General features: G+C 76.1%; 20 protein-coding genes. 19 read left to right on the top strand and 1 reads right to left on the bottom strand.

Annotated features, from left to right (window positions below; all coding sequences use genetic code 11):
* Positions 1 to 9: 9 nt before the first annotated feature.
* A complete protein-coding gene (locus ACI784_RS10435) occupies positions 10 to 990 on the bottom strand; it encodes an AAA family ATPase (protein ID WP_457013404.1) in 981 nt (326 codons plus the stop codon).
* 363 nt (positions 991 to 1353) lie between these two features.
* Here ACI784_RS10435 and mraZ point away from each other — a divergent pair, with 363 nt between their 5' ends.
* The 19 genes from mraZ to ACI784_RS10340 all read left to right on the top strand — a co-directional run bounded on the left by mraZ (position 1354) and on the right by ACI784_RS10340 (position 21654).
* Entirely contained in the window at positions 1354 to 1788 is a 435-nt protein-coding gene (gene mraZ / locus ACI784_RS10430; RefSeq protein ID WP_448619832.1) for a division/cell wall cluster transcriptional repressor MraZ, read from the top strand.
* 421 nt (positions 1789 to 2209) lie between these two features.
* Positions 2210 to 3205: a 16S rRNA (cytosine(1402)-N(4))-methyltransferase RsmH gene (gene rsmH / locus ACI784_RS10425; RefSeq protein WP_457013403.1), complete on the top strand. Its 996-nt coding sequence runs from the start codon at positions 2210 to 2212 to the stop codon at positions 3203 to 3205.
* 380 nt (positions 3206 to 3585) lie between these two features.
* Positions 3586 to 3984 carry a hypothetical protein gene (locus ACI784_RS10420; RefSeq protein WP_456924861.1) on the top strand — a complete coding sequence of 133 codons (399 nt, stop codon included), beginning with the start codon at positions 3586 to 3588 and terminating at the stop codon, positions 3982 to 3984.
* A gap of 2 nt (positions 3985 to 3986) precedes the next feature.
* Positions 3987 to 5813: a peptidoglycan D,D-transpeptidase FtsI family protein gene (locus tag ACI784_RS10415; protein WP_457013402.1), complete on the top strand. Its 1827-nt coding sequence runs from the start codon at positions 3987 to 3989 to the stop codon at positions 5811 to 5813.
* Between the two features lie 71 nt (positions 5814 to 5884).
* Positions 5885 to 7459, top strand: coding sequence for a UDP-N-acetylmuramoyl-L-alanyl-D-glutamate--2,6-diaminopimelate ligase (locus tag ACI784_RS10410; protein WP_457013401.1), 1575 nt, complete (start codon positions 5885 to 5887; stop codon positions 7457 to 7459).
* 73 nt (positions 7460 to 7532) lie between these two features.
* Positions 7533 to 8930, top strand: a complete 1398-nt coding sequence (locus ACI784_RS10405; protein WP_457013400.1) for a UDP-N-acetylmuramoyl-tripeptide--D-alanyl-D-alanine ligase — start codon at positions 7533 to 7535, stop codon at positions 8928 to 8930.
* Positions 8927 to 10006, top strand: a complete 1080-nt coding sequence (mraY, locus tag ACI784_RS10400) for a phospho-N-acetylmuramoyl-pentapeptide-transferase (protein WP_456924857.1) — start codon at positions 8927 to 8929, stop codon at positions 10004 to 10006. Before ACI784_RS10405 ends, mraY begins: the two co-directional genes overlap by 4 nt.
* A gap of 134 nt (positions 10007 to 10140) precedes the next feature.
* Positions 10141 to 11661, top strand: coding sequence for a putative lipid II flippase FtsW (gene ftsW, locus ACI784_RS10395; RefSeq protein WP_456924856.1), 1521 nt, complete (start codon positions 10141 to 10143; stop codon positions 11659 to 11661).
* Entirely contained in the window at positions 11658 to 12758 is a 1101-nt protein-coding gene (gene murG / locus ACI784_RS10390) for an undecaprenyldiphospho-muramoylpentapeptide beta-N-acetylglucosaminyltransferase (RefSeq protein ID WP_457013399.1), read from the top strand. Before ftsW ends, murG begins: the two co-directional genes overlap by 4 nt.
* The gene (murC, locus tag ACI784_RS10385; RefSeq protein ID WP_457013398.1) at positions 12755 to 14212 is read left to right on the top strand and encodes a UDP-N-acetylmuramate--L-alanine ligase; all 1458 of its coding nucleotides are present in this window, start codon (positions 12755 to 12757) and stop codon (positions 14210 to 14212) included. Before murG ends, murC begins: the two co-directional genes overlap by 4 nt.
* Positions 14209 to 15012, top strand: coding sequence for a cell division protein FtsQ/DivIB (locus ACI784_RS10380; RefSeq protein ID WP_457013397.1), 804 nt, complete (start codon positions 14209 to 14211; stop codon positions 15010 to 15012). Before murC ends, ACI784_RS10380 begins: the two co-directional genes overlap by 4 nt.
* 21 nt (positions 15013 to 15033) lie before the next feature.
* Positions 15034 to 15618, top strand: coding sequence for a peroxidase-related enzyme (locus tag ACI784_RS10375; RefSeq protein WP_457013396.1), 585 nt, complete (start codon positions 15034 to 15036; stop codon positions 15616 to 15618).
* A gap of 360 nt (positions 15619 to 15978) precedes the next feature.
* Entirely contained in the window at positions 15979 to 17265 is a 1287-nt protein-coding gene (gene ftsZ / locus ACI784_RS10370) for a cell division protein FtsZ (RefSeq protein ID WP_456924851.1), read from the top strand.
* A 63-nt stretch (positions 17266 to 17328) separates the two neighbouring features.
* Positions 17329 to 18060 (top strand): peptidoglycan editing factor PgeF, encoded by a 732-nt coding sequence (pgeF, locus tag ACI784_RS10365; RefSeq protein WP_457013395.1) that lies wholly within the window; start codon positions 17329 to 17331, stop codon positions 18058 to 18060.
* Between the two features lie 20 nt (positions 18061 to 18080).
* Positions 18081 to 18821 carry a YggS family pyridoxal phosphate-dependent enzyme gene (locus ACI784_RS10360; RefSeq protein WP_456924849.1) on the top strand — a complete coding sequence of 247 codons (741 nt, stop codon included), beginning with the start codon at positions 18081 to 18083 and terminating at the stop codon, positions 18819 to 18821.
* A gap of 41 nt (positions 18822 to 18862) precedes the next feature.
* The gene (locus ACI784_RS10355; RefSeq protein ID WP_456924848.1) at positions 18863 to 19663 is read left to right on the top strand and encodes a cell division protein SepF; all 801 of its coding nucleotides are present in this window, start codon (positions 18863 to 18865) and stop codon (positions 19661 to 19663) included.
* Between the two features lie 54 nt (positions 19664 to 19717).
* Positions 19718 to 20014, top strand: coding sequence for a YggT family protein (locus tag ACI784_RS10350; RefSeq protein ID WP_097204615.1), 297 nt, complete (start codon positions 19718 to 19720; stop codon positions 20012 to 20014).
* Positions 20015 to 20117: 103 nt separating this feature from the next.
* Positions 20118 to 20840, top strand: coding sequence for a DivIVA domain-containing protein (locus tag ACI784_RS10345; protein ID WP_456924847.1), 723 nt, complete (start codon positions 20118 to 20120; stop codon positions 20838 to 20840).
* A gap of 103 nt (positions 20841 to 20943) precedes the next feature.
* Entirely contained in the window at positions 20944 to 21654 is a 711-nt protein-coding gene (locus tag ACI784_RS10340; RefSeq protein ID WP_457013394.1) for a hypothetical protein, read from the top strand.
* Positions 21655 to 21670 lie beyond the last annotated feature (16 nt).

Genomic DNA, 21670 nt, shown 5'->3' with positions numbered 1-21670 from the left:
CGCGCACGGTCAGCGCCCGCGCGGCACCGGGACGGTCGCCAGCAGGTCGCTCACCACCTGCTCGCCGCTGCGCCGGGCCGCCGCGGCGTCGGCGGTCAGCAGCAGCCGGTGGGCGAGCACCGGGACGGCCACGGTCTGGACGTCGTCGGGCAGGACGTGCTCGCGCCCGGCCAGCGCCGCGGCCGCCCGCGCCGTCCGCAGCAGCTGCAGGCCCGCGCGGGGGGAGGCGCCCAGGCGCAGGTCGGGGGAGCGGCGGGTGGCCTCCACCAGGGACACCACGTACCGGCGGACGGCCTCGGAGACGTGCAACCGCCCGACCGCGGCGACCAGCGCCCGCACCAGCGCGGCGTCGGCGACCGGCGTGAGGCTGGCGAGCGGGTCGGTGGTGACCAGGTCGTCGAGCATGGCCAGCTCCGCCTCGCGGTCGGGGTAGCCCATCGACACCCGCGCGGTGAACCGGTCCCGCTGCGCCTCGGGGAGGGGGTAGGTGCCCTCCATCTCGATCGGGTTCTGGGTGGCCATCACGAGGAAGGGGCGGGCCAGCTCGTAGCTGACGCCGTCCACGGTGACCTGCCGCTCCTCCATGCACTCCAGCAGGGCCGACTGCGTCTTCGGCGAGGCGCGGTTGATCTCGTCGGCGACGACGATGTTGGCGAACACCGCGCCGGGCTTGAACTCGAACTCCCGGCTCTCCTGGTCGTAGATCGCCACGCCGGTGACGTCGCTGGGCAGCAGGTCCGGGGTGAACTGGATCCGGCGCACGCTCGCGTCGATCGAGGCGGCCAGCGCCTTGGCCAGCGTCGTCTTGCCCACGCCGGGCACGTCCTCGACCAGCAGGTGTCCCTCGGCCAGCAGCACCACGAGCGCCAGGTGGACGACGTCGGGCTTGCCGTGCACGACACGGGCCATGTTGGCGGCGATGCGGGCACCCTCGGCCGCGACGTCGATCGAGGACTCCGTGCCGTCAGCGGTGCGGGTCACCTCGGTCACGTTCCCCAAGGTACGTGCGCGTGGGGACACCGGGGCGGTCGCCGGACGCCGGACCGGTGGTTTCCCCAACTTTCGGGGTCGTGGTGGGCGGGCGCCCCACGGCGACCGTGCGCGACGACCTGCCGGGGGAGGCCGCGCCCCACCCCGCCCCACCGTGCGCCCCACCCCGCCCCCACCGGGGTCCGGGACCCCCGCGGACGGCGCCCTGACCAGCGGGAGCAGCGGTGGGGGAGGCCGGTCACGACATGGTGTCGAGTGGTGTTTGGTGGGGCCCAGTGGGTTACTGTGTGGCCCGGTGGGGAGGCAGGGCCCGCTCCGGGGTCCTCCCAGAGCGAGTGGAGGACCTGTGGGGGAGGTGATCCGGTGTTCGTCGGCAGCTATCCGCTGCGGCTCGACGAGAAGGGCCGGCTCGCACTCCCCGTCCGGTTCCGCGAGCAGGTGGCCGGCGGCATGGTGATCAAGAAGGGGCAGGAGCGCTGCATCTACGGCCTCACGATGTCCCGGGTCGCCGAGCAGAGCGCCGCGGCCGCCGCCATGGCACCCTCCGACACCGCCGCCGCCCGCATGCGGGCCCGCATGAGCTTCGGGTCGATGGTGGAGGTGGAGCCCGACAAGACCGGGCGCATCACCATCCCGGCCAACCTGCGTGAGTACGCCGGTCTCGACCGCGACGTCGTCGTGGTGGGTGTCGACACCCGCTTCGAGATCTGGGACGCCGCCACCTGGGACGCCTACGTCGCGGAGCAGGAGGCGATCTACGCCGACATGGAGAGCGAGGGGATGCCCACCCTCTCCTGACCCGACGTCTCGTCCCTCCGATCCTCCGGGCCCCACCCCGACCGAGCCGACTTCCCCGCGGCTCGACCGGCCGGCCCGAGCCGCCTTCCCCGCGGCTCGGTCCGACGCGGCACGGAGGAGCAGCTCCGCCCCCCCTGGGCGCGTGGCCGGCGCGGCTCCCCAGCCGCGCGGACCGGCACGGGCCCTCCCCGTCCCCGCGGGGCACCACCTGGCGTACTTCCCCGGCGCCAGGCGGGCCCCGCGGGGGGCGGGCCGGCCGGAGCCGCCCCACCGCGCCCCACCGGCCCCACTCCGCCCCACCCTTCACCCGACTCGGTCTCGAAACGCCCGCCGCGCTCCACCCGCCGACCACCGCCCCGCGTCACCATGGACGGGCCCCCGGGCCCCGCGCCCACCCGACCCGTTCGAGGAGCAGTCGACGATGAGCAGCACGGGTTCCGCCGCGGCGCCGGGCCCGTCCCGGCCCGCGGTGCACGTCTCCGTCCTGCTCGACCGGGTCAGCGAGCTGCTCGGCCCCGCCTGCGCCGCCCAGGGCGCCGTCCTCGTCGACGCCACCCTGGGCCTGGCCGGGCACTCCCTGGCGCTGCTGCGGGCCCACCCCGCGCTGCGCCTGGTGGGCCTGGACCGCGACCCCGACGCCCGCGCCGAGGCCGCCCGCCGGATCGAGGCGGCCGGCTGCAGCGACCGCGTCACCCTCGTGCCCGCCGTCTTCGACGAGCTGCCCGACGTGCTCGACCGGCTGGGCATCGAGGAGGTGCAGGCGGTGCTGTTCGACCTCGGCGTCTCCTCTCTGCAGCTGGACCGGCCCGACCGCGGCTTCAGCTACGCCGCCGACGCCCCCCTCGACATGCGCATGGACCCCGCCGCGCCGCGCACCGCCGCCGACGTGGTCAACACCTACTCCGTCGCCGACCTCACCCGCGTCCTGCGGGTCTACGGCGAGGAGCGCTTCGCCTCCCGGATCGCCCGGGCCATCGAGCGCGAGCGGGCGCGCGAGCCGTTCACCCGCACCGGGCGGCTGGCCGAGCTGGTGCGCGAGTCCATCCCCGCCGCCACCCGCCGCACCGGCGGGCACCCGGCCAAGCGGACGTTCCAGGCGCTGCGCATCGAGGTCAACGACGAGCTCGGCGTCCTCGAGCGGGCCCTGCCCGCCGCGATCGAGGCCCTCGCCGTGGGCGGGCGCATCGCCGTCATCACCTTCCACTCCCTCGAGGACCGGATCGTGAAGCAGACCCTCGCCGCCGGCGCCACGGACCGCACGCCGCCGGAGCTGCCGGTGCCGCTGCCCGAGCACGGCCCCACCCTCCGGCTGCTCACCCGCGGCGGCGAGGCGCCGTCGGCGGAGGAGACCGAGGTCAACCCCCGTGCCGCCTCCGCGCGCGTGCGGGCCGCCGAGCGCATCCGGCGGGCGGCGTGAGCTCCGCTGCACGCGCCGGGGGGATGCCGCCGGAGCCCCGTCCGCCGCGCGCCGGGACGCCCCGCGCCGGGACGCCGCGCGCCGGGACGCCGCCCGAGCCGCGGGCGGCCCGGGGCGCTGCGGCTCCCCGGCGCACACCACCGACACCGGAGCGCGCACCCCGGACGCCGGCCCGCGCCCCGCAGGCCCCGGCGACGGGGGATCGCGTCGCCGTCCCGGCTGCTCGCGGGCGCGCCGCGGCCACCGACGGCACGGCCGCGGCCCGGCCGGCTGCCCGCACGGGAACGCCGGCCCCGGCCCGGCCGGTGCGCGCCCACACCGCGCCGGTGCGGGTCGGCTCGCTGCGGGCCCGCCCGCCCCGCGCGCAGGCTCCCGGCCCCGTGCCGAGGCCCGCGCCGGCGCCCGCCGCGCCCCGGTCCCGGCGGGTCGTGCTGACCACCCGCCGCGCGCCGTTCGTGCTGCTGGTGGTGGGCATGCTCGTGGCCACCACCCTGGGGCTGCTCATCCTCAACACGGCCATCGCGGTCAACTCGCTCAAGGCCACCCAGCTGGCCGCGGCGAACGCCGACCGCGAGCAGGAGGTGGAGCGCCTCGAGCAGCAGGTGGTCGCCGGCGGCACCTCCGCCGCGCTGGCCGCGGCCGCCACCGCCGCGGGCCTGGTGCCCGCCGGCCCGGCCGGCTACCTCGTGATCGGGGAGGACGGCACGGTCACCCTGCGGGGCGAGGCCGTGCCTGCCGAGGACCCGGCCGCGGCTCCCGAGCCCGGTGCGGGGGGCTGACCGTGCCCACCCCACCCCGGCCGCCCGCGCCCGGCCGGCGCACCGGCGACCGCCTCCCGGCCCGCGGCGGGTCCCGTGCCTTCGCGCCCCGCCGCCCGCCGGGCAGCCGCCGCGTCGCCGCCGGACTCCGGCCCGGCACCCGCCGGCTCACCATCGGCCTGGTGCTCGTCGTCGTCCCGCTGCTGGTCGTGATGGGCAAGCTCGTGCTCCTGCAGGGCGTGGACGGCGGCGACTACGCCGCGGCCGCCACGCAGGACCGGCTGCGCAGCTACCCGATCGCCGCCCTGCGCGGGCAGGTCCTCGACCGGGACGGCAACCCGCTGGCCTACACCGTCGAGGCCTCCCGCGTGGTCGCCGACCCGACCGTCGTCGCCGACCCCGCGCGCACCGCGCTGGCGCTCACCACGCTGCTCGACGTCCCCGTCTCCGAGCTCACCGACCTGCTCTCCCGCGACAGCCGCTACGTCGTGCTCGCCGGCCAGGTCTCCCCGGAGACCGTCGACGCCATCGACGAGCTCGGGCTCGGCGGGATCTTCTTCGAGGACGACCCGGTGCGGCTCTACCCGGCCGGCTCCGTCGCCGGGCAGGTCGTCGGCTTCGTCGGCCGCGAGGGCGGCGGTCTGGCCGGCATCGAGCACACCTTCGATGACGACCTCGCCGGCAGCGACGGCGAGCGGCGGGTCGAGGTGGGCTCCGGCGGGCACCCGATCCCCTCGGGCATCGACGAGTCGACCCCGGCCACCGACGGCGAGACGGTGCAGCTGACCCTCGACACCGACCTGCAGTTCGTCATGGAGCAGCGGCTCGCCGAGGCCTGCCAGGACGGCGCCACCACCCGCGCCTCGGCCGTCGTGCTCGACGTCCACACCGGCGAGGTCGCCGCCATGGGCTCCTGCCCGGGCTACGACCCGGGCGCGGCCTCCGGGACCGACCCGGAGCTGCTGGGCAACCCGGTGGTGTCCGGCGTCTTCGAGCCCGGCTCGGTGATGAAGGCGGTCACCCTCGCCGCCGCCGTCGAGGAGGGCGTGGCGGAGCCGGACACCGTCCTCACCGTCAACGGGCACATCCAGGCCGGGGACGCCGTGGTCACCGACGCCCACGACCACGCCCCGATCGACTGGACGGTCACCGGCATCCTCGCCAAGTCCAGCAACGTGGGCACGATCATGCTGGCCCGCGAGGTGGGCGACGCGAAGCTCGAGCAGTACCTGCGGGCCTTCGGCGTCGGCAGCCGGACCGGCATCGAGCTGCCCGGTGAGAGCGCCGGCATCCTCCAGGACTCCGCCGACTGGGAGGACAGCCGCGCGGCCAACATCGCGATCGGCCAGGGCGTCTCGGTGACCACGCTGCAGATGGCGTCGGTCTACCAGGCGATCGCCAACGACGGCGTGCGGATCGAGCCGCGGGTGGTCGAGTCCGTCGGCGGGACGGCGACCCCGGCCCCGGAGTCCGCGCGCGTGGTCAGCGAGTCCACCGCCGACCAGATGGCCTACATGCTCGAGGCCGTCGTCGGCCCGGGTGGCACCGCGCCGCTGGCGGAGGTCGACGGCTTCCGGGTCGCGGGCAAGACCGGCACCGCCCAGCGGGCCAACCCCGAGTGCAACTGCTACGCCGGCGGTGGCTACGTGACCACCTTCGTCGGGTTCGCCCCGGCCGACGACCCGCAGTACGTCGTCGCCGTCGACCTGGAGCGCCCGACCAGCTCCGCCGAGGGCGGTCAGGTGGCCGCCCCCGTGTTCGCCGACATCATGCGGCAGGCGCTCACCGCGGACGGCATCGTGCCCTCCGGCACACCCCGCCCGGAGTTCGACCTCACGGGCTCGGACTGAAGGCCGAACCCCCTCCGCATCCTCGGGGCGGTCCCCGGGCCGGGGCCTGCCCGCCGGTAGATTGGAGTCCCGTGACCCCGACCGCGGACGGGTCGGCCGCCCGCCCGGCGGGCACCGCCCCGCCGAACCCCTCCCCGACGCTCGGCGACCTCGCCGACCTGATCGGCGCGCCCGTGCAGGGCGACGCCGCGACGCCGGTCACCGGCGTCACGCTGGCCTCCGGGGAGGTCGGCCCGGGCGACCTCTACGCGGCCCTCCCCGGCGCCCGCACCCACGGCGCCCGCTTCGCCGCCGACGCCGCCGCCCGCGGCGCGGCCGCCGTCCTCACCGACCCCACCGGCCGCGAGCAGGCCGGCGCCACGGGGCTGCCGGTCTGCGTCGTCGAGGACCCCCGCGCCGTGCTGGGCGCCGTCGCCGCCCGGGTCTACGGGGAGCCCGGCCGGCGGCTGCAGGTCGTCGGGATCACCGGCACCAACGGCAAGACGACGACCAGCTACCTGGTCGAGGCCGGCCTGGCCGCCGCCGGCCGGGGGACCGGCCTGATCGGCACGGTGGAGACCCGCACCCGCGGCCGGGCCGACGACGGCACCCCGACGGTCACCACCCTGCCCAGCGTCCGGACGACGCCTGAGGCGCCCGCCCTGCACGCGCTGCTGGCCCGCATGGCCGACTCCGGCGTGCAGACGGTGGTCATGGAGGTGTCCAGCCACGCACTGGTGCTCGGCCGGGTCGGGGGCGTGCCGTTCGCCGCGGCCGGCTTCACCAACCTGGGCCGGGACCACCTGGACTTCCACGCCGACCTCGAGGACTACTTCCTCGCCAAGGCCCGCCTGTTCGACGGCCGCGCCGCGGTCGAGGTGGTCGACGTCGACGACCCGTACGGCCGGCGGCTGACCGGCATGCTGGAGGGCCGCCGGGCGGTCACCGTGTCCGGCCGCGGCACCCCCGCCGACTGGACGGCGACCGACGTCACCGTCGCCCCCGACGGCGGCTCCGCGTTCACCCTCACCGGCCCCGGCGGGCGCACCTGGCCGGCCCGGGTGCGGCTGCCGGGGGCGTTCAACGTCGCCAACGCCGTCCTGGCCGTGGCCCTGGTCGACGCAGTCGGCGTCCCTGTCGAGGCGGCGCTGACCGGGCTGGCCGAGACCGTGGTCCCCGGCCGCATGGAGCCGGTGGACGCCGGCCAGCCCTTCGTCGCCGTCGTCGACTACGCCCACACCCCGGACGCCGTCGCGACCGCGCTGTCGGCGCTGCGCGCGGCCACCGCCGGCCGGGTGGTCACGGTGCTCGGCTGCGGCGGTGACCGCGACCCGGGCAAACGGGCGGCCATGGGCGAGGCCGCCGCGCGGGGCAGCGACCTGCTCGTCGTCACCGACGACAACCCGCGCTCGGAGGACCCCGCCGCCATCCGGGCCGCCATGCTCGCCGGCGTCCCCGCCGACCGCCGCGCCGACGTCCTGGAGATCGGCGACCGGCGCGCGGCGATCGCCGAGGCCGTGGCCCGCGCCCGGCCCGGGGACGCCGTCCTCGTGGCCGGCAAGGGCCACGAGACCGGCCAGGAGGTGGCCGGCACCCTGCACCCGTTCGACGACCGCGCCGTGCTGCGCGAGGCCCTCACCCGGGCCGGAGTGGAGCCTCCCACATGACCGAGCTCGCGAGGTCATGCGAGTACACAGCATCCCGGAGCACGGGGACGACGAGCGCCGGCGAGGAGACCCCGTGATCCCCTTGAGCCTGGCCGAGGTGGCCGCTGCGGTCGACGGCCGGCTGACCCCGGACGCCGCTGCCGGCACCGTCACGGGGAAGGTCACCGTCGACTCCCGTGCCGTCGCGCCGGGCGACCTGTTCGTCGCCGTGCCGGGGGAGCGGGTGGACGGCGCCGACTTCCTGGGCGCCGCCGCCGCCGCCGGCGCCGTGGCGGCGCTGACCACCCGGCCCGACGCCGCGCTGCCCTGCGTGGTCGTCGACGAGCCGGTCGCCGCGCTGGGCCGGCTGGCCGCCGCCGTCCACGCGCGGCTGGTGGCCGGTGGCCTGACGACGCTGGCGATCACCGGCTCCTCGGGCAAGACCTCCACCAAGGACCTGCTGGGCCAGGTCCTCGCCGGCGCCGGCCCGACGGTCAGCCCGCCGGGGTCCTACAACAACGACATCGGCCTGCCGCTGACCGTCCTCGACGCCGACGGCGCCACCCGGTTCCTGGTGCTGGAGATGGGCGCGCGCGGGGCAGGGCACATCGCCCGGCTGTGCGGCGTGGCCCGCCCGCACATCGGCGTCGTCCTCAACGTCGGCTCGGCCCACCTCGGCGAGTTCGGCTCGCCGAAGGGGATCGCCGCGGCCAAGGGCGAGCTGGTCGAGGCCCTGCCGGCCGAGGGCACCGCCGTCCTCAACGCCGACGACCCCCGCGTGCTCGGGATGGCGCCCCGCACCCGGGCGACGGTGGTCACCACCGGCCTCGCCGACGGCGCCGACGTCCGCGCCGAGGACGTCGCCCTCGACGAGAGCGGCCGGGCCGGGTTCACCCTGGTCGCCGGCGGCGCGCGGCAGCCGGTCCGGCTGCAGGTCGTCGGCGTCCACCAGGTGGCCAACGCGCTGTCGGCCGCCGCCGCCGCGCTCGCCGCCGGCATGACGCCCGCCGACGTCGCCGCCGGCCTGTCGGCGGCCGGCGCGCGCAGCCGGTGGCGGATGGAGGTCACCCGGCGCGCGGACGGCGTCACCGTGGTCAACGACGCCTACAACGCCAACCCCGAGTCGATGCGCGCCGCCCTGGCCGCGCTCGCCGGGCTGGCCGGGCAGCGGCGGATCGCCGTCCTCGGCGCGATGGCCGAGCTCGGCCCGGGGGCGGCGGCCGAGCACGAGCGGCTGGGCCGGGACGCCGTGGCCGGTGGGGTGGACCTGGTCGTGGCCGTGGGACCGGATGCGGTAGGGATAGCCCAGGGCGCGACCCGGGCCGGAGCGCGCGAGGGGGACGGTGCGGTGCACGTGCCCGACCGGGCGGCTGCCCGGCAACTGCTGACGGAGGTGCTGGTGCCCGGTGACGTCGTGCTGGTGAAGGCCAGCCGGTCCTACGGGCTCGAGGTGCTCGCCGCCGACCTGCTCGACACCGGGGCAGGCGCGTGAAGTCCGTCCTCATCGCCGCCGCGTTCGGCCTCGTGATCTCCATCCTCGCCACCCCGGTGGCGGTGCACCTGTTCCGGCGCAAGGGCTTCGGCCAGGAGATCCGCGACGACGGCCCCGAGAGCCACCTGTCCAAGAAGGGCACGCCCACGATGGGCGGCACCGTCATCGTCGGGGCGACCGTCGGCGGCTACTTCATCGCCCACCTGTTCCTCGTCAACCAGCCCGGCCGCGGCGTCACCGCCAGCGGGCTGCTCGTGCTGTTCCTCATGGTCGGCCTCGGCACCGTCGGGTTCCTCGACGACTACCTGAAGATCCGGTACCGCCGGAGCCTGGGGCTCAACAAGACCGCCAAGCTGGTCGGGCAGCTGGTCATCGGGGTGGCCTTCGCGGTGCTCGCGGTCAACTTCCCCGACACCGCCGGCACCACCCCGGCCTCGACGTTCGTCTCCTACGTCCGCGACATCGCGCCGCTGGCCCTGGGCCCGATCCTGTTCGTGATCCTGGCGTACCTGTTCATCGCCGGGTTCTCCAACGCGGTGAACCTCACCGACGGCCTCGACGGGCTGGCCGCGGGCTGCTCGGCGATGGTGTGCGGCGCCTACACGATCATCTCGTTCTGGCAGTTCACCCACGACTGCACGACGGCGGTGATCGACGGCTGCTACACGGTGCGGGACCCGCTCGACGTCACCCTGGTCGCGGCCGCCGGCATGGGCGCCTGCCTGGGCTTCCTGTGGTGGAACACCAGCCCGGCGCGGATCTTCATGGGCGACACCGGGTCGCTGGCCCTCGGCGGGCTGCTGGCGGGGCTGGCGATCGTCACCCGCACCCAGCTGCTGCTCGTCGTCCTCGGGGGGCTGTTCGTCGCGGTCACCCTGTCGGTGGTCATCCAGGTGGCCTTCTTCCGGGCCACCCGGCGGCGGGTGTTCCGCATGGCCCCGCTGCACCACCACTTCGAGCTGGCCGGGTGGGCGGAGAACACGGTCATCGTCCGCTTCTGGCTGGTCACCGGGATGGCGGTCGCCTTCGGGTTGGGCCTGTTCTACGCCGACTGGCTCTCCATCACCGGCCTGTGACGGAGGACCGCCCTTCCCCCCACGCCTCGCGAGCTCGGCGCGGACCGCTGAGGGGTGGCCGTTCCAGCACCTCACCGATGCGACACGCCCCGCCGGTGTCCCGGACGGCGGGCCCCACCGGTCACGATGGCCGGATGGAGTCCACCGGCGTCCGTCCCGCGCCCGGCGCGCCGCGGACCGCGGGAGCCACCCGGGGCGCCGCCCGGCGCCGCCTCCGCGGTCCGGCCTGGCTCGACGGCCCCATGACCAGCTGCCACCTCGTTGTGGGCGCGGCCGGCATGCTGCTGGCCATCGGCCTGGTCATGGTCTTCTCCGCCTCGGCGATCGAGGCCGCACTCAACGACCAGCCGGCCTGGCGCCCCGGCGTCGACCAGCTGGTGTTCGCCGTCATCGGGCTCGGCGCCCTGGCCGTGGCGCTGCGGCTGCCCGCGGGGCTGATCCGCCGCTGGGCACCGCTGGCGCTGGTCGGCTCCGCCGTCCTCCTGCTGGCGGTGTTCGTCCCCGGCCTCGGGATGGAGCTCAACGGCTCCCGGGCCTGGCTGGACCTCGGCGTCACCCAGTTCCAGCCCTCGGAGCTGGCCAAGCTCGTCTTCGCGCTGTGGGGCGCGCACATGCTCGCCGTCCGCGACCGCTACCTGACGGTGAAGACGCTGCTGGTGCCGCTGCTGCCGGTGTTCGGCGTCCTGTCGCTCCTGCTGTACCTGGAGCCGGACTTCGGCGGGGTGGTCAGCCTCGGCCTGGTGCTCGTCGGCCTGCTGTGGGGCGGCGGCATGCCGCTGCGCTTCTTCGCCTGGGGCGCCGGCGCCGCCGCGCTCGGCATCTGGGTCATGGTCAAGGCCGCGCCCTACCGGATGGAGCGGATCACCGCCTTCCTCGACCCCTTCGCCGACCCCACCGACTCCGGCTTCCAGGCCATCCGCGGCTTCTACGCGCTGGCCACCGGGGGCCTGTGGGGAGTGGGGCTCGGCAACAGCGCCATGAAGTGGAACCTGCTGCCCGAGGCCGAGTCGGACTACATCTTCGCGATCATCGGCGAGGAGCTCGGGTTCCTCGGCTGCCTGGTCGTGGTGACCCTCTACGGGGTGCTCGCCTACGCCGGCTTCCGGATCGCCCGCCGCTCGGCCGACCGCTTCGTGCAGCTGGCCAGCGTCGCCATCACCGTGTGGCTGGTCGGGCAGGCCGCGATGAACATGGGCTACGTGGTCGGCCTGCTGCCGGTCACCGGTGTCACCCTGCCGCTGGTCTCGGCCGGCGGCACCTCCCTGGTCCTCACCCTGTTCATCGTCGGGCTGCTGATCCGCTTCGCCCGCAGCGAGCCCGAGGCCATCGAGCACCAGCGCCGCCGCACCCCGGGGCGGCTGACCCGGCTGCTCCTGCCGGTGCCCGAGCACGCCGTCGAGCCGGTCCGCCCGCGCCGCCGTCCCCGGGCGGAGCCTCCGGACCGGGGCTCCGGCCGGGCCGAGGAGCGACCGGCCCGCGGGCCCGCCGTCTCCGGCAGCCGCACGGTGGCCCGCGTCGTCCCCGGCAGGGAGCGCGCCGCGGGCCCGCGCGAGCGGCGGGTGCCCGACCCCCGCGGCCGCGGCCAGGACGCCCGCCGGCAGCCGCCGCCGCGCGCCCGGTCCACCTCTCCCGACTCGCCCCGGAGGCCCCGATGACCACGAGCGTCGTCCTCGCCGGCGGCGGCACCGGCGGCCACATCGAGCCGATGCTGGCCCTCGCCGACGCCCTGCGCCGCCGCGGCGTCCCCGACGGAGACCTGCGGATCACCTGCCTCGGCACCGCCCGCGGCATGGAGACCCGGCTGGTCCCCGCCCGCGGCTACGACCTGCGGCTGATCCCGCCGGTGCCGCTGCCGCGCAAGCCCACCGTCGACCTGCTGCGGGTGCCCGGCCGGGTGCGCTCGTCGGTGACCGAGACCCGGGCGCTGCTGCGGGAGCTCGACGCCGACGTCGTCGTCGGCTTCGGCGGCTACGTGGCACTGCCCGCCTACCTCGCGGCGCGCCGGCAGCGGGTGCCGGTCGTGGTGCACGAGCAGAACGCGCTGCCGGGCCTGGCCAACCGGGTCGGCGCCCGCCTGGCCGCCCGCGTTGCGGTCACCGCGCCGGGTACGCCGCTGCGCGGCGCCGAGCACGTCGGCATGCCCCTGCGGACGGCGATCAGCACGCTGGACCGGCCCGCCCGCCGCGCCGAGGCCCGCAGCACCTTCGGCCTGGACGCCGACCGGCCCACGCTGCTGGTCTTCGGCGGCTCACAGGGCGCGGGATCGCTCAACCGCGCGGCGGTCGGCGCCGCCGACGCGCTCACCGCCGCCGGGGTGCAGGTGTTGCACGCCCGCGGGCCCAAGAACACCGACGTGTCCGTGCCCGCCCGGCCGGCGGGCGGCGCGCCCTACGTCGTCGTCGACTACCTGGACCGGATGGACCTCGCCTACGCCGCCGCCGACCTGGCGCTGTGCCGCTCCGGCGCGGTGACCGTCGCGGAGCTGTCCGCGGTCGGGCTGCCCGCGGCGTTCGTGCCGCTGCCCATCGGCAACGGCGAGCAGCGGCGCAACGCGCTGCCGGTGGTGGAGGCCGGGGGAGGACTGCTGGTGGACGACGCCGCCCTGTCGCCGTCCTGGATCGAGGAGAACGTGGTGCCCCTGGTCACCGACCCGGCCGCGCTGGCCGGATACGCCGAGCACGCCGCGGCCGCCGGCTCCCGGGACGCCGACGAACGGCTGGCCGACATCGTGCTGGAGGTGGCGGGGCAGTGAGCGCCGCAGCGGTGGCCGCCTGGAACGAGCCGGTGCCCTCGCTGGCCGAGCTCGGTGCGGTGCACTTCGTCGGCATCGGCGGGGCGGGCATGAGCGGGATCGCGCGGATCCTGCTCGCCCGGGGCGTCCCCGTCTCCGGCAGCGACCGCCGCGACACCCCGACCCTGCTGGCCCTGCGCGCCCTGGGCGCCCGGGTGGAGCTCGGTCACGACGCGGCCCACCTCGGGGACGCCGACACCGTCGTCGTCTCCACCGCGATCCGCGAGGACAACCCGGAGCTCGCCGCCGCCCGGTCCCGCGGCCTGCGGGTGCTGCCCCGGGCGGTCGCCCTCGCCGCGGTCATGGCCGGCAAGCGCAGCGTCGCCGTCGCCGGCACGCACGGGAAGACCTCGACCACCTCGATGCTCACCGTCGCGGTGCAGGCCTGCGGCGTGGACCCCTCCTTCGCCATCGGCGGGGACCTCAACGAGTCCGGCAGCAACGCGCACGCCGGCGAGGGCGACGTCTTCGTCGCCGAGGCCGACGAGAGCGACCGCTCGTTCCTGCTGCTCGGCCCGCACGGGGCGATCGTCACCAACGTCGAGGCCGACCACCTGGACAACTACGGCGACCTCGCGGCGGTCGAGGCCGCGTTCGACCGGTTCCTGGGCACCGTCGACCCCGCCGGCTTCGTCGTCCTGTGCGCCGACGACCCGGGCTCGGCCCGCCTGCGCGGCGTGCCCACCCCCGCTCGGGTGCGCACCTACGGCACCGCGGCGGACGCCGACCTGCGGCTGCTGGACGTCGAGGTCGGCCCGGACGCCACCGCGTGGACGGCGGTCCTCGACGGCGAGGTGCTGGGCCGGGTGCAGATCCGGGTCCCCGGCGAGCACATGGCCCGCAACAGCGCCGCGGCCCTGCTGGCCGGCCTCGAGCTGGGGCTGCCCGCCGACGGGCTCGTGGCCGGCCTCGGCCGCTTCGGCGGCGTGCACCGCCGGTTCGAGCTCAAGGGCGTCGTCGGCGGGGTGCGGGTCTACGACGACTACGCCCACCACCCGACCGAGGTCGGGGCGCAGCTGCGCGCGGCCCGCGCCGTGGCGGGCTCCGGCCGGGTCCTGGTCGCCTTCCAGCCGCACCTGTACAGCCGCACCCGGGAGTTCGCCACCGGCTTCGGCGCGGCCCTCGGCCTGGCCGACGAGGTGGTGGTGATGGACGTCTACGGCGCCCGGGAGGACCCGGTGCCCGGCATCACCGGCGCGATGGTCGCCGACGCCGTCCCCCTGCCGGCCGGACAGGTGCAGTTCGAGCCGTCGTGGTCGGCGGCGGCCCCGGCGCTGGCCGAGCGGGCCCGGCCCGGTGACCTGGTGATCACCATGGGCGCCGGGAACGTCTCCATGGTCGGGCCCGAGGTGCTCGAGGTGCTGCGGACGCGGTCGGGCGCCGCGCTCGACGAGCCGGCGGGCCCGGGCAGGTGAGCCGTTCGGGGACGACCACCCGGGACCGCTCCCGCGGCTCCGGGCCCGCTCCCGAGTCCGGACGCCGCACCGGCACCTCCGCCGTCCGCCGGCGCCGGGACAGCCCTCGCGACCGTCGCCGCCGGCTGCTGGTGCGCGCGGGCCTGGCCGTGGCGGCGCTCGCGTTGCTGGCCTGGGTGGGGTGGGGGAGCCCGGTGCTCGCCGTCTCGACCGTGCAGGTCGACGGCGCGGGCACGCTCACGGCCGAGGAGGTCGTCGAGGTCGCCGGCATCGCCGAGGGCACGCCGCTGCTGCGGGTGGACGTCGACGCGGCCGAGGCGCGGGTGGCCCGGCTGCCCCAGGTCGCGTCGGTCGAGGTGACCCGCGGGTGGCCGCGCAGCGTCGTGATCACGGTGGTGGAGCGGGTGCCGGTCGCGGTGGTCGACCAGGCCGGCACCCGGAGCCTCGTCGACCGTGACGGGGTGCTCTTCGACACGGTCACCGGCGCGCCGCCGGCCGGCGTGGTGCCGCTCGACGTGACGGCCCCGGGACCCGGCGACCGGGCCACCCGGGCCGCGCTGGCCGCGCTGGTCGCCCTGCCGCGCGAGGTCCGGACCGACGTCGCGGCGGCCTCGGCCACCACCGCGGAGGACGTCACGCTCACGCTGGCCGACGGCACCACGGTGCTGTGGGGGAGCGCCGAGCACGCCGGGGAGAAGGCCGACGTGCTCGTCGCACTGCTGGACCAGCTGGGGTCCGGCGCGCTCGAGCCGGCCGGCACCATCGACGTGAGCGCGCCGTCCGCGGTGGTCCTCCGCTGACGCGCGGACCAGGCTGGGCCGGTGACCTCCTCGCCGATCAGCCGGTTCCCCGTCCCCACCCCTGACCAGCTCGCCCCCGAACTGCGGGAGCGCTACGCCGACGTCGAGGAGCGGTCGGGCTTCCTGCCCAACGTCTTCGGCGCGCTGGCCTGGCGTCCGGCCGAGGCGGCGGCGTTCTTCGCGCTCCACGACGCGCTGATGGACAAGGAGACCCCTGGCCTGTCCAAGGCCGACCGCGAGCTGATCGTGGTGGCGACCAGCGCGGCCAACGACTGCCTCTACTGCGTCGTCGCGCACGGGGCCATCGCCCGCATCCGGGCCCGCGACCCGCACATCGCCGACCAGGTCGCGGTCGACTGGCGCAAGGCGCCGCTGTCGCCGCGGGTGCACGCGGTGCTGGAGGTCGCCGTCCGCCTCGCGGTGGACCCGGCGGCGGTGACGGCGGCGGACCTCGAGCGCCTGCGCGGGCACGGCCTCACCGAGGACGACGTCTGGGACGTCGGCGCGATCGTGTCGCTCTTCGCACTGTCCAACCGGATCGCGCACTGGGCGGCGATCCCGCCGAACGAGGAGTTCTACCTCCTGGGCCGGCTGCCGCGGCAGTGAGCCCCCGCTCGCGGACCGGGTGGCGTCGCTGCCGGACGGCGCTGGTCAGCGGGCCGGGCGACACGCGCGGGGACGCGACACGCCCGACGCGCCAGATCACTTTCATGGGTTCCCGGTCGTCGGCGTGTCCGTGACCTTGACCTGCACATGAGACGTTCCTGGCGCGGGTCGTCACTCTCGGTGGTGTCCATGTGACCAGTGGGTCGGCCGAGATCCGTGTGATCCGGCTCTGTCGACACGCCGGGCCCGGGAGGGTGTTTGTAGGGCCCGTGGCGGCCCATCTAACTTCGTCCGCGTCGACCCAGTTGACATAACTATAAGGCTTTACTTGAGGATGAGGGTCGAGGTCGGGAGCCCCACATGACACCTCCGCACAACTACCTCGCGGTCATCAAGGTCGTCGGCATCGGCGGCGGCGGGGTGAACGCGGTCAACCGCATGATCGAAGTCGGCCTCAAGGGGGTCGAGTTCATCGCCATCAACACCGACGCCCAGGCGCTGTTGATGAGCGACGCGGACGTCAAGCTCGACGTCGGTCGCGAGCTGACCCGTGGGCTCGGCGCCGGCGCGCAGCCCGACGTCGGCCGGCAGGCCGCCGAGGACCACCGCGAGGAGATCGAAGAGGTGCTCAAGGGCGCCGACATGGTCTTCGTCACCGCGGGGGAGGGCGGCGGTACGGGCACCGGCGGTGCGCCCGTGGTCGCCTCCATCGCCCGCAAGCTCGGTGCGCTCACCATCGGCGTGGTCACCCGCCCGTTCTCCTTCGAGGGCAAGCGGCGCGCGGTGCAGGCCGAGTCGGGCATCGAGGAGCTGCGCAACGAGTGCGACACGCTCATCGTCATCCCCAACGACCGGCTGCTGCAGCTCGGCGACCGGAACGTCAGCGTCATGGACGCCTTCCGCACCGCCGACCAGGTGCTGCTCTCCGGTGTCCAGGGCATCACGGACCTGATCACCACGCCCGGCCTGATCAACCTGGACTTCGCCGACGTCAAGTCGGTCATGTCCGGCGCCGGGTCCGCGCTCATGGGCATCGGCAGCGCGCGCGGCGACAACCGCGCCCTGCTCGCGGCCGAGCAGGCCATCGCCAGCCCGCTGCTGGAGGCCTCGATGGAGGGCGCCCACGGCGTCCTGCTGTCGATCTCCGGTGGCTCGGACCTCGGCCTGTTCGAGATCAACGAGGCCGCCTCGCTGGTGTCCGACGCGGCGCACGCCGACGCGAACATCATCTTCGGTGCGGTCATCGACGACGCCCTCGGCGACGAGGTGCGGGTGACCGTCATCGCCGCCGGGTTCGACGGCGGCAAGCCCAGCGGTCGCAAGGACGCCGGTGTCGCCTCCGTGCCCGCCGCCGCCCCGGTGGCGCCGCCCGTGGCCTCGCGGATGCCCGTGCACCCGCAGCCGGTGACCGCCGTCTCGCCGGCGCCCACCGGTGAGCGGCTGGTCGGCTCGGCCCCGCAGGTCCCCCAGGCCCAGCCGGCGCCGCTGCCCTCGACCTCCCAGCTGCCCTCCCGCCCCGCGGCCGGTGGGGGCATCACCGTGCCCCCGCTGCCCCCGGTGCCGGGTGCGGGCGGCGCGGGCCGCCGCCCGCTGTCGAACGAGGACTTCGAGGAGGAGCTCGACATCCCGGAGTTCCTCCGCCAGTAGAAGGACCCCCGTGCTCCCCACCGCTCGCACGCTCGCGGCGGGCCCCTGCACGGGGGCGACGCCGTGAGCTCAGAGCCGGCCGCTCCTCCGGCGGTGCGACCCCGCCGGGTCGTCACCGACCGGAGGGGCGGCCGGTCCCGTGCTCCCTACGACTCGTTCAACCTGGGCGGGCACGTGGGTGACGACCCCGCGGACGTCGCGGCCAACCGGCAGCGCCTGGCGCGGGAGCTCGGCGTGGACGCCGACCACCTCGTCTGGATGGACCAGGTGCACGGCACGGGTGTCGCCGTGGTCGACGGCCCCGTCGACGGACCGCTGCCGGCCACGGACGCGCTCGTCACCCGCACGCCCGGCCTGGTGCTGTGCGTGCTGGTCGCCGACTGTGTCCCGGTGCTGCTGGCCGACTCCCGCGCCGGCGTGGTCGCCGCCGTCCACGCCGGCCGGGAGGGCGTCCGGCAGGGCGTCGTGCCGGCCGCCCTGGCCGCCATGACCGGGCTCGGGGCCCGCGCCGCCGACGTCACCGCGCTGCTGGGGCCCGCCGTCTGCGGCGCCTGCTACGAGGTGCCGCGGGCCATGCAGGCCGAGGTCGCCCGGATCGCCCCGTCGGCCGCCGTCCGGACCCGCAGGGGGACCCCGGGGCTGGACCTGCGGGCCGGGCTGGCGGAGCTGCTCCGTGGCGCCGGCGTCGGTCAGGTGGTCCACGACCCGCGGTGCACCGCCGAGGACCGCTTCCTCTTCTCCCACCGGCGCGACGGCGTCACCGGGCGGCAGGCGGGCGTCACCTGGCTCGGGTGAGCGCTGGGAGGATCGCCTCCGTGACCACCCCCGCCGACCGCCTCCGGGCCGTGCGTGCGCGGGTCGCCACGGCGGCCCGTGCCGCCGGCCGCGACCCGGCCGAGGTGCGTCTCCTCGCGGTGAGCAAGACGTGGCCCGCCGCCGCGGTCCGGGAGCTCGCCGCGCTCGGCCAGGCCGACTTCGGCGAGAACCGCGCCCAGGAGCTGACCGGCAAGGCCGCCGAGCTCGCCGACCTGCCGCTGCAGTGGCACATGGTCGGCCAGCTGCAGCGCAACAAGGCCGCGGCGGTGGCCCGGCTGGGCGCGGTGGTGCACTCGGTCGACCGGCTCCCGCTCGTCCGCACGCTGGCGCGGGCGGGGGTGGAGCTGGGCCGGCCGGTCGAGGTCTTCCTGCAGGTGGACCTCGGCGGGCCCGAGGGCGAGCTCGCCGCCCGGGGAGGTGCGGCGCCCGACGACGTCCCGGCCCTGGCCGACGCCGTCGCCGCGGAGGAGGGCGTCGTGCTGCGCGGCCTCATGGCGGTGGCCCCGCGGGACAGTGACCCGGCGCCGGCGTTCGCGCGGCTCGCGGCGCTGGCCGAGCGGGTGCGGGTCGACCACCCGGGGGCGCGGGAGATCTCCGCCGGGATGAGCGCCGACCTGGAGGAGGCCATCGCGGCCGGCAGCACGCTCGTGCGTGTCGGAACCGCGCTCTTCGGGGAGCGGCCCCTACCCTCCCGGGAGGACGAGTCACACCAGTCACACGGGTCCCACCAGCCCGGGTGAAGGACGCGCGCAACGAGGACGACACCAGAGGGGGAGGGCTGATGGCCGGGACCATGCGGAAGATGGGCATCTACCTCGGGCTCGTCGAGGACGACGACGCCCGGGCCTACGGCCGGTACGACGCCCGCCAGGCGGACTACGACCGGCACGACGACCGGCGGAGCGACGAGCGGCACCTCGAGGACCGCCGCTACAGCCGGTACGCCGAGGACGCCTACGACGACCACTACGGCGACGACGGCAACCGGTACGCCGACGACGGCAACCGGTACGCCGACGCGGACTACCGCGCCGACGACCACTTCGCCGACCTCGAGGCCGACCTGCCGGCCCCCGACCCCGAGCCCCTGGCGCTGCCCCGGCGCAGCGGCGTCAACCGCAGCGCCGGCCTCTCCCCGGCCGCCTCGGCGCCCGCTGCCCGGCTCGGTGGCCCGGTCGGCGGTGGGCTCTCGTCCACCGTCGGCGGGTCGACCGCCTCCGGCGCGGCGGGGCTCGCCGTCCGGGAGCCGGTCGCGGCCGTGCCCGAGCCCGCCCCCGCCCCGGCCCCTGCCCCCGCGCCGCAGCCCTACCGGATCACCACGCTGCACCCGAAGACCTACAACGAGGCCCGTCAGATCGGCGAGGCCTTCCGCGACGGCAGTCCGGTCATCATGAACCTCACCGAACTCGACCACGCCGACGCGCGACGGCTCGTCGACTTCGCTGCGGGACTCATCTTCGGGCTGCGCGGTAGCATCGAACCCGTCACGAACAAGGTGTTCCTGCTCAGCCCGAGGGACGTCGACGTGACGGCCGAGGACAAGGCTCGGATCCGCGAGGGCGGGTTCGTCGACCAGTCCTGAGGCCGACGCCCACGACTGGACCGGCACGCGGAGTGCCCCGAACGAACGAGGACCGTGGCTCTCTTCTGGCAGATCGTCTCATCGGTGCTGCTCGTCTTCCTCGTCCTGCTCTTCGCCCGGTTCGTCGTCGACTGGGTCATGGTGCTGGCCCGCAGCTGGCGGCCGTCCGGGCTGGTGGCAGCGGGCCTCGAGGTCGTCTACGCCACCACCGATCCCCCGCTCAAGGCGGTCCGGAAGGTCATCCCGCCCTTGAACCTGGGCACCATCCGGTTGGACCTCGGGTTTATGGTGCTGTTGATTGCCGTGTACATCCTGCGTGGCATCACGACCTCACTCGCCGCCACCGCGTGATCCCTGAACCCACCGGGGAGAGGAACGCACGGAGGGCGGGTGCGGTCCGCCGTCGCTCGTCCGAGAACGTCCCTGTTCCCGCTGTCCGACCCGAGGTGACCCGATGCCATTGACGCCTGCCGACGTGCACAACGTCGTGTTCAAGAAGCCGCCGATCGGCAAGCGTGGCTACGACGAGGACGAGGTGGACGCGTTCCTCGACGTGGTCGAGGCCGAGCTCGCGCGGCTGATCGAGGAGAACAACGAGCTCCGCTCCGGCTCGGCCACCGGCCGGACGCCCCGCCAGGAGGCCCCGGAGCCGCCGGCCGCCGCCGTCGCGCCGCCGCCCCCGCCGGTCGCCGCCCCGCGCGAGGACGACAGCGCCCGTGCTTCCCGGATGCTGGCGCTGGCCACCGAGACGGCCGACCGGTACGTCAACGAGGCCAAGGCCCAGGCCGACCAGATGGTCGTCACCGCCAAGACCAACAGCGAGCGCATGGTCGCCGAGGCCCGGGCCAAGAGCGAGCAGATGGTCAGCGAGGCGAAGATGCGCGCCGACTCGATGGTCGGCGACGCCCGCACGCGGGCGGACACGATGGAGCGCGAGGCCCGCGCCAAGGCCGCCGCCCTCGACCAGGACGCCGAGCGCCGGCACACCGAGGTCATGGGCACCCTCGAGGAGAAGAAGAGCAGCCTCGAGCGCAAGATCGAGGAGCTGCGGACCTTCGAGCGCGAGTACCGCACCCGCCTGCGGTCCTACCTCGAGTCGCACCTGCGCGACCTGGACAGCCGCGGCTCGGCCGAGCCGGCGTCCAACAGCCGGCAGACCCAGCACGCCAGCGCCTGACGGCCGCACGAAGGGCCCCCGGACGACGTCCGGGGGCCCTTCGCCGTCCCTGCCCTGCTGCGTCCGGGGGCGGCGCTGCGGCGGCCCCGGCTAGAGTCGGTCCGTGATCTTGGCGGCGGGCCTGCTGGTGCTGATCGGCCTCGGGACGTTCGTCGCGGGGGTCGTCACGGACACCACGGCCCTCTACTGGGTCTGCGTCGTCGCCTGCGCCCTGGCCGCGGCCCTGCTGGTGCTCCGGCGCGTGGGTACGTCGCGGGGCGTCGACGTCCCGGCCGCCGCGTCTGCTCCCGCGCGGAGTCCCGCGTCCGGCGGGCACCGGGCCGTCGGCGGCGCCGGGTCGGGGTCGGGGGAGCAGCGCGCGGTGCGCGGGCCGGCCCCGGGCGGGCACCGTGCCGCGGACGGCGTCGGGCGGCCGGCGGAGGACGAGCGGCGAGCGCAGGAGGAGCCCGCCGTGCCCGAGGCGCGCGAGGACGTCCCTGCCTGGGAGCCGGTGGACGACGATCCCCCCACGGGAGCGCACGCGGCCGTCCCCGGTGCTGTCCGGAACCCCACGCCCGACGGTGAGCCCGGCGAGGAGGACGTCGAGGTGACCGACCTGCTGCTGGTCGTCGACCTCGCCGACGAGGTGCTCGTGGTCGACGAGCACCCCCGCTACCACGCGGCTGGCTGTGTGCACCTGAGCGGGCGGACGGCGATCCCGCTGCCGATGGTCGAGGCCCGCGCCGACGGGTTCACCCCGTGCGGCGCCTGCCGGCCGGTGCGGAAGCTGGCCGAGGTCGAGCGCTCGCGGCGTCGGGCCGCCCGCGGGTACTGACCCCGCGGGCGACCCC

This window comes from Geodermatophilus sp. SYSU D01186, assembly GCF_054050215.1.
Note: the sequence above shows the minus strand (reverse complement) of the source record. Positions and strands in the feature narration are given on the sequence as shown.

Excerpts from the sequence above, each read along its gene's own strand:
- rsmH (WP_457013403.1), top strand. The coding sequence starts at position 2,210 with ATGAGCAGCACGGGTTCCGCCGCGGCGCCGGGCCCGTCCCGGCCCGCG.
- ftsW (WP_456924856.1), top strand. The coding sequence starts at position 10,141 with ATGGAGTCCACCGGCGTCCGTCCCGCGCCCGGCGCGCCGCGGACCGCG.
- murG (WP_457013399.1), top strand. The coding sequence starts at position 11,658 with ATGACCACGAGCGTCGTCCTCGCCGGCGGCGGCACCGGCGGCCACATC.
- ftsZ (WP_456924851.1), top strand. The coding sequence starts at position 15,979 with ATGACACCTCCGCACAACTACCTCGCGGTCATCAAGGTCGTCGGCATC.
- ACI784_RS10355 (WP_456924848.1), top strand. The coding sequence starts at position 18,863 with ATGGCCGGGACCATGCGGAAGATGGGCATCTACCTCGGGCTCGTCGAG.
- ACI784_RS10345 (WP_456924847.1), top strand. The coding sequence starts at position 20,118 with ATGCCATTGACGCCTGCCGACGTGCACAACGTCGTGTTCAAGAAGCCG.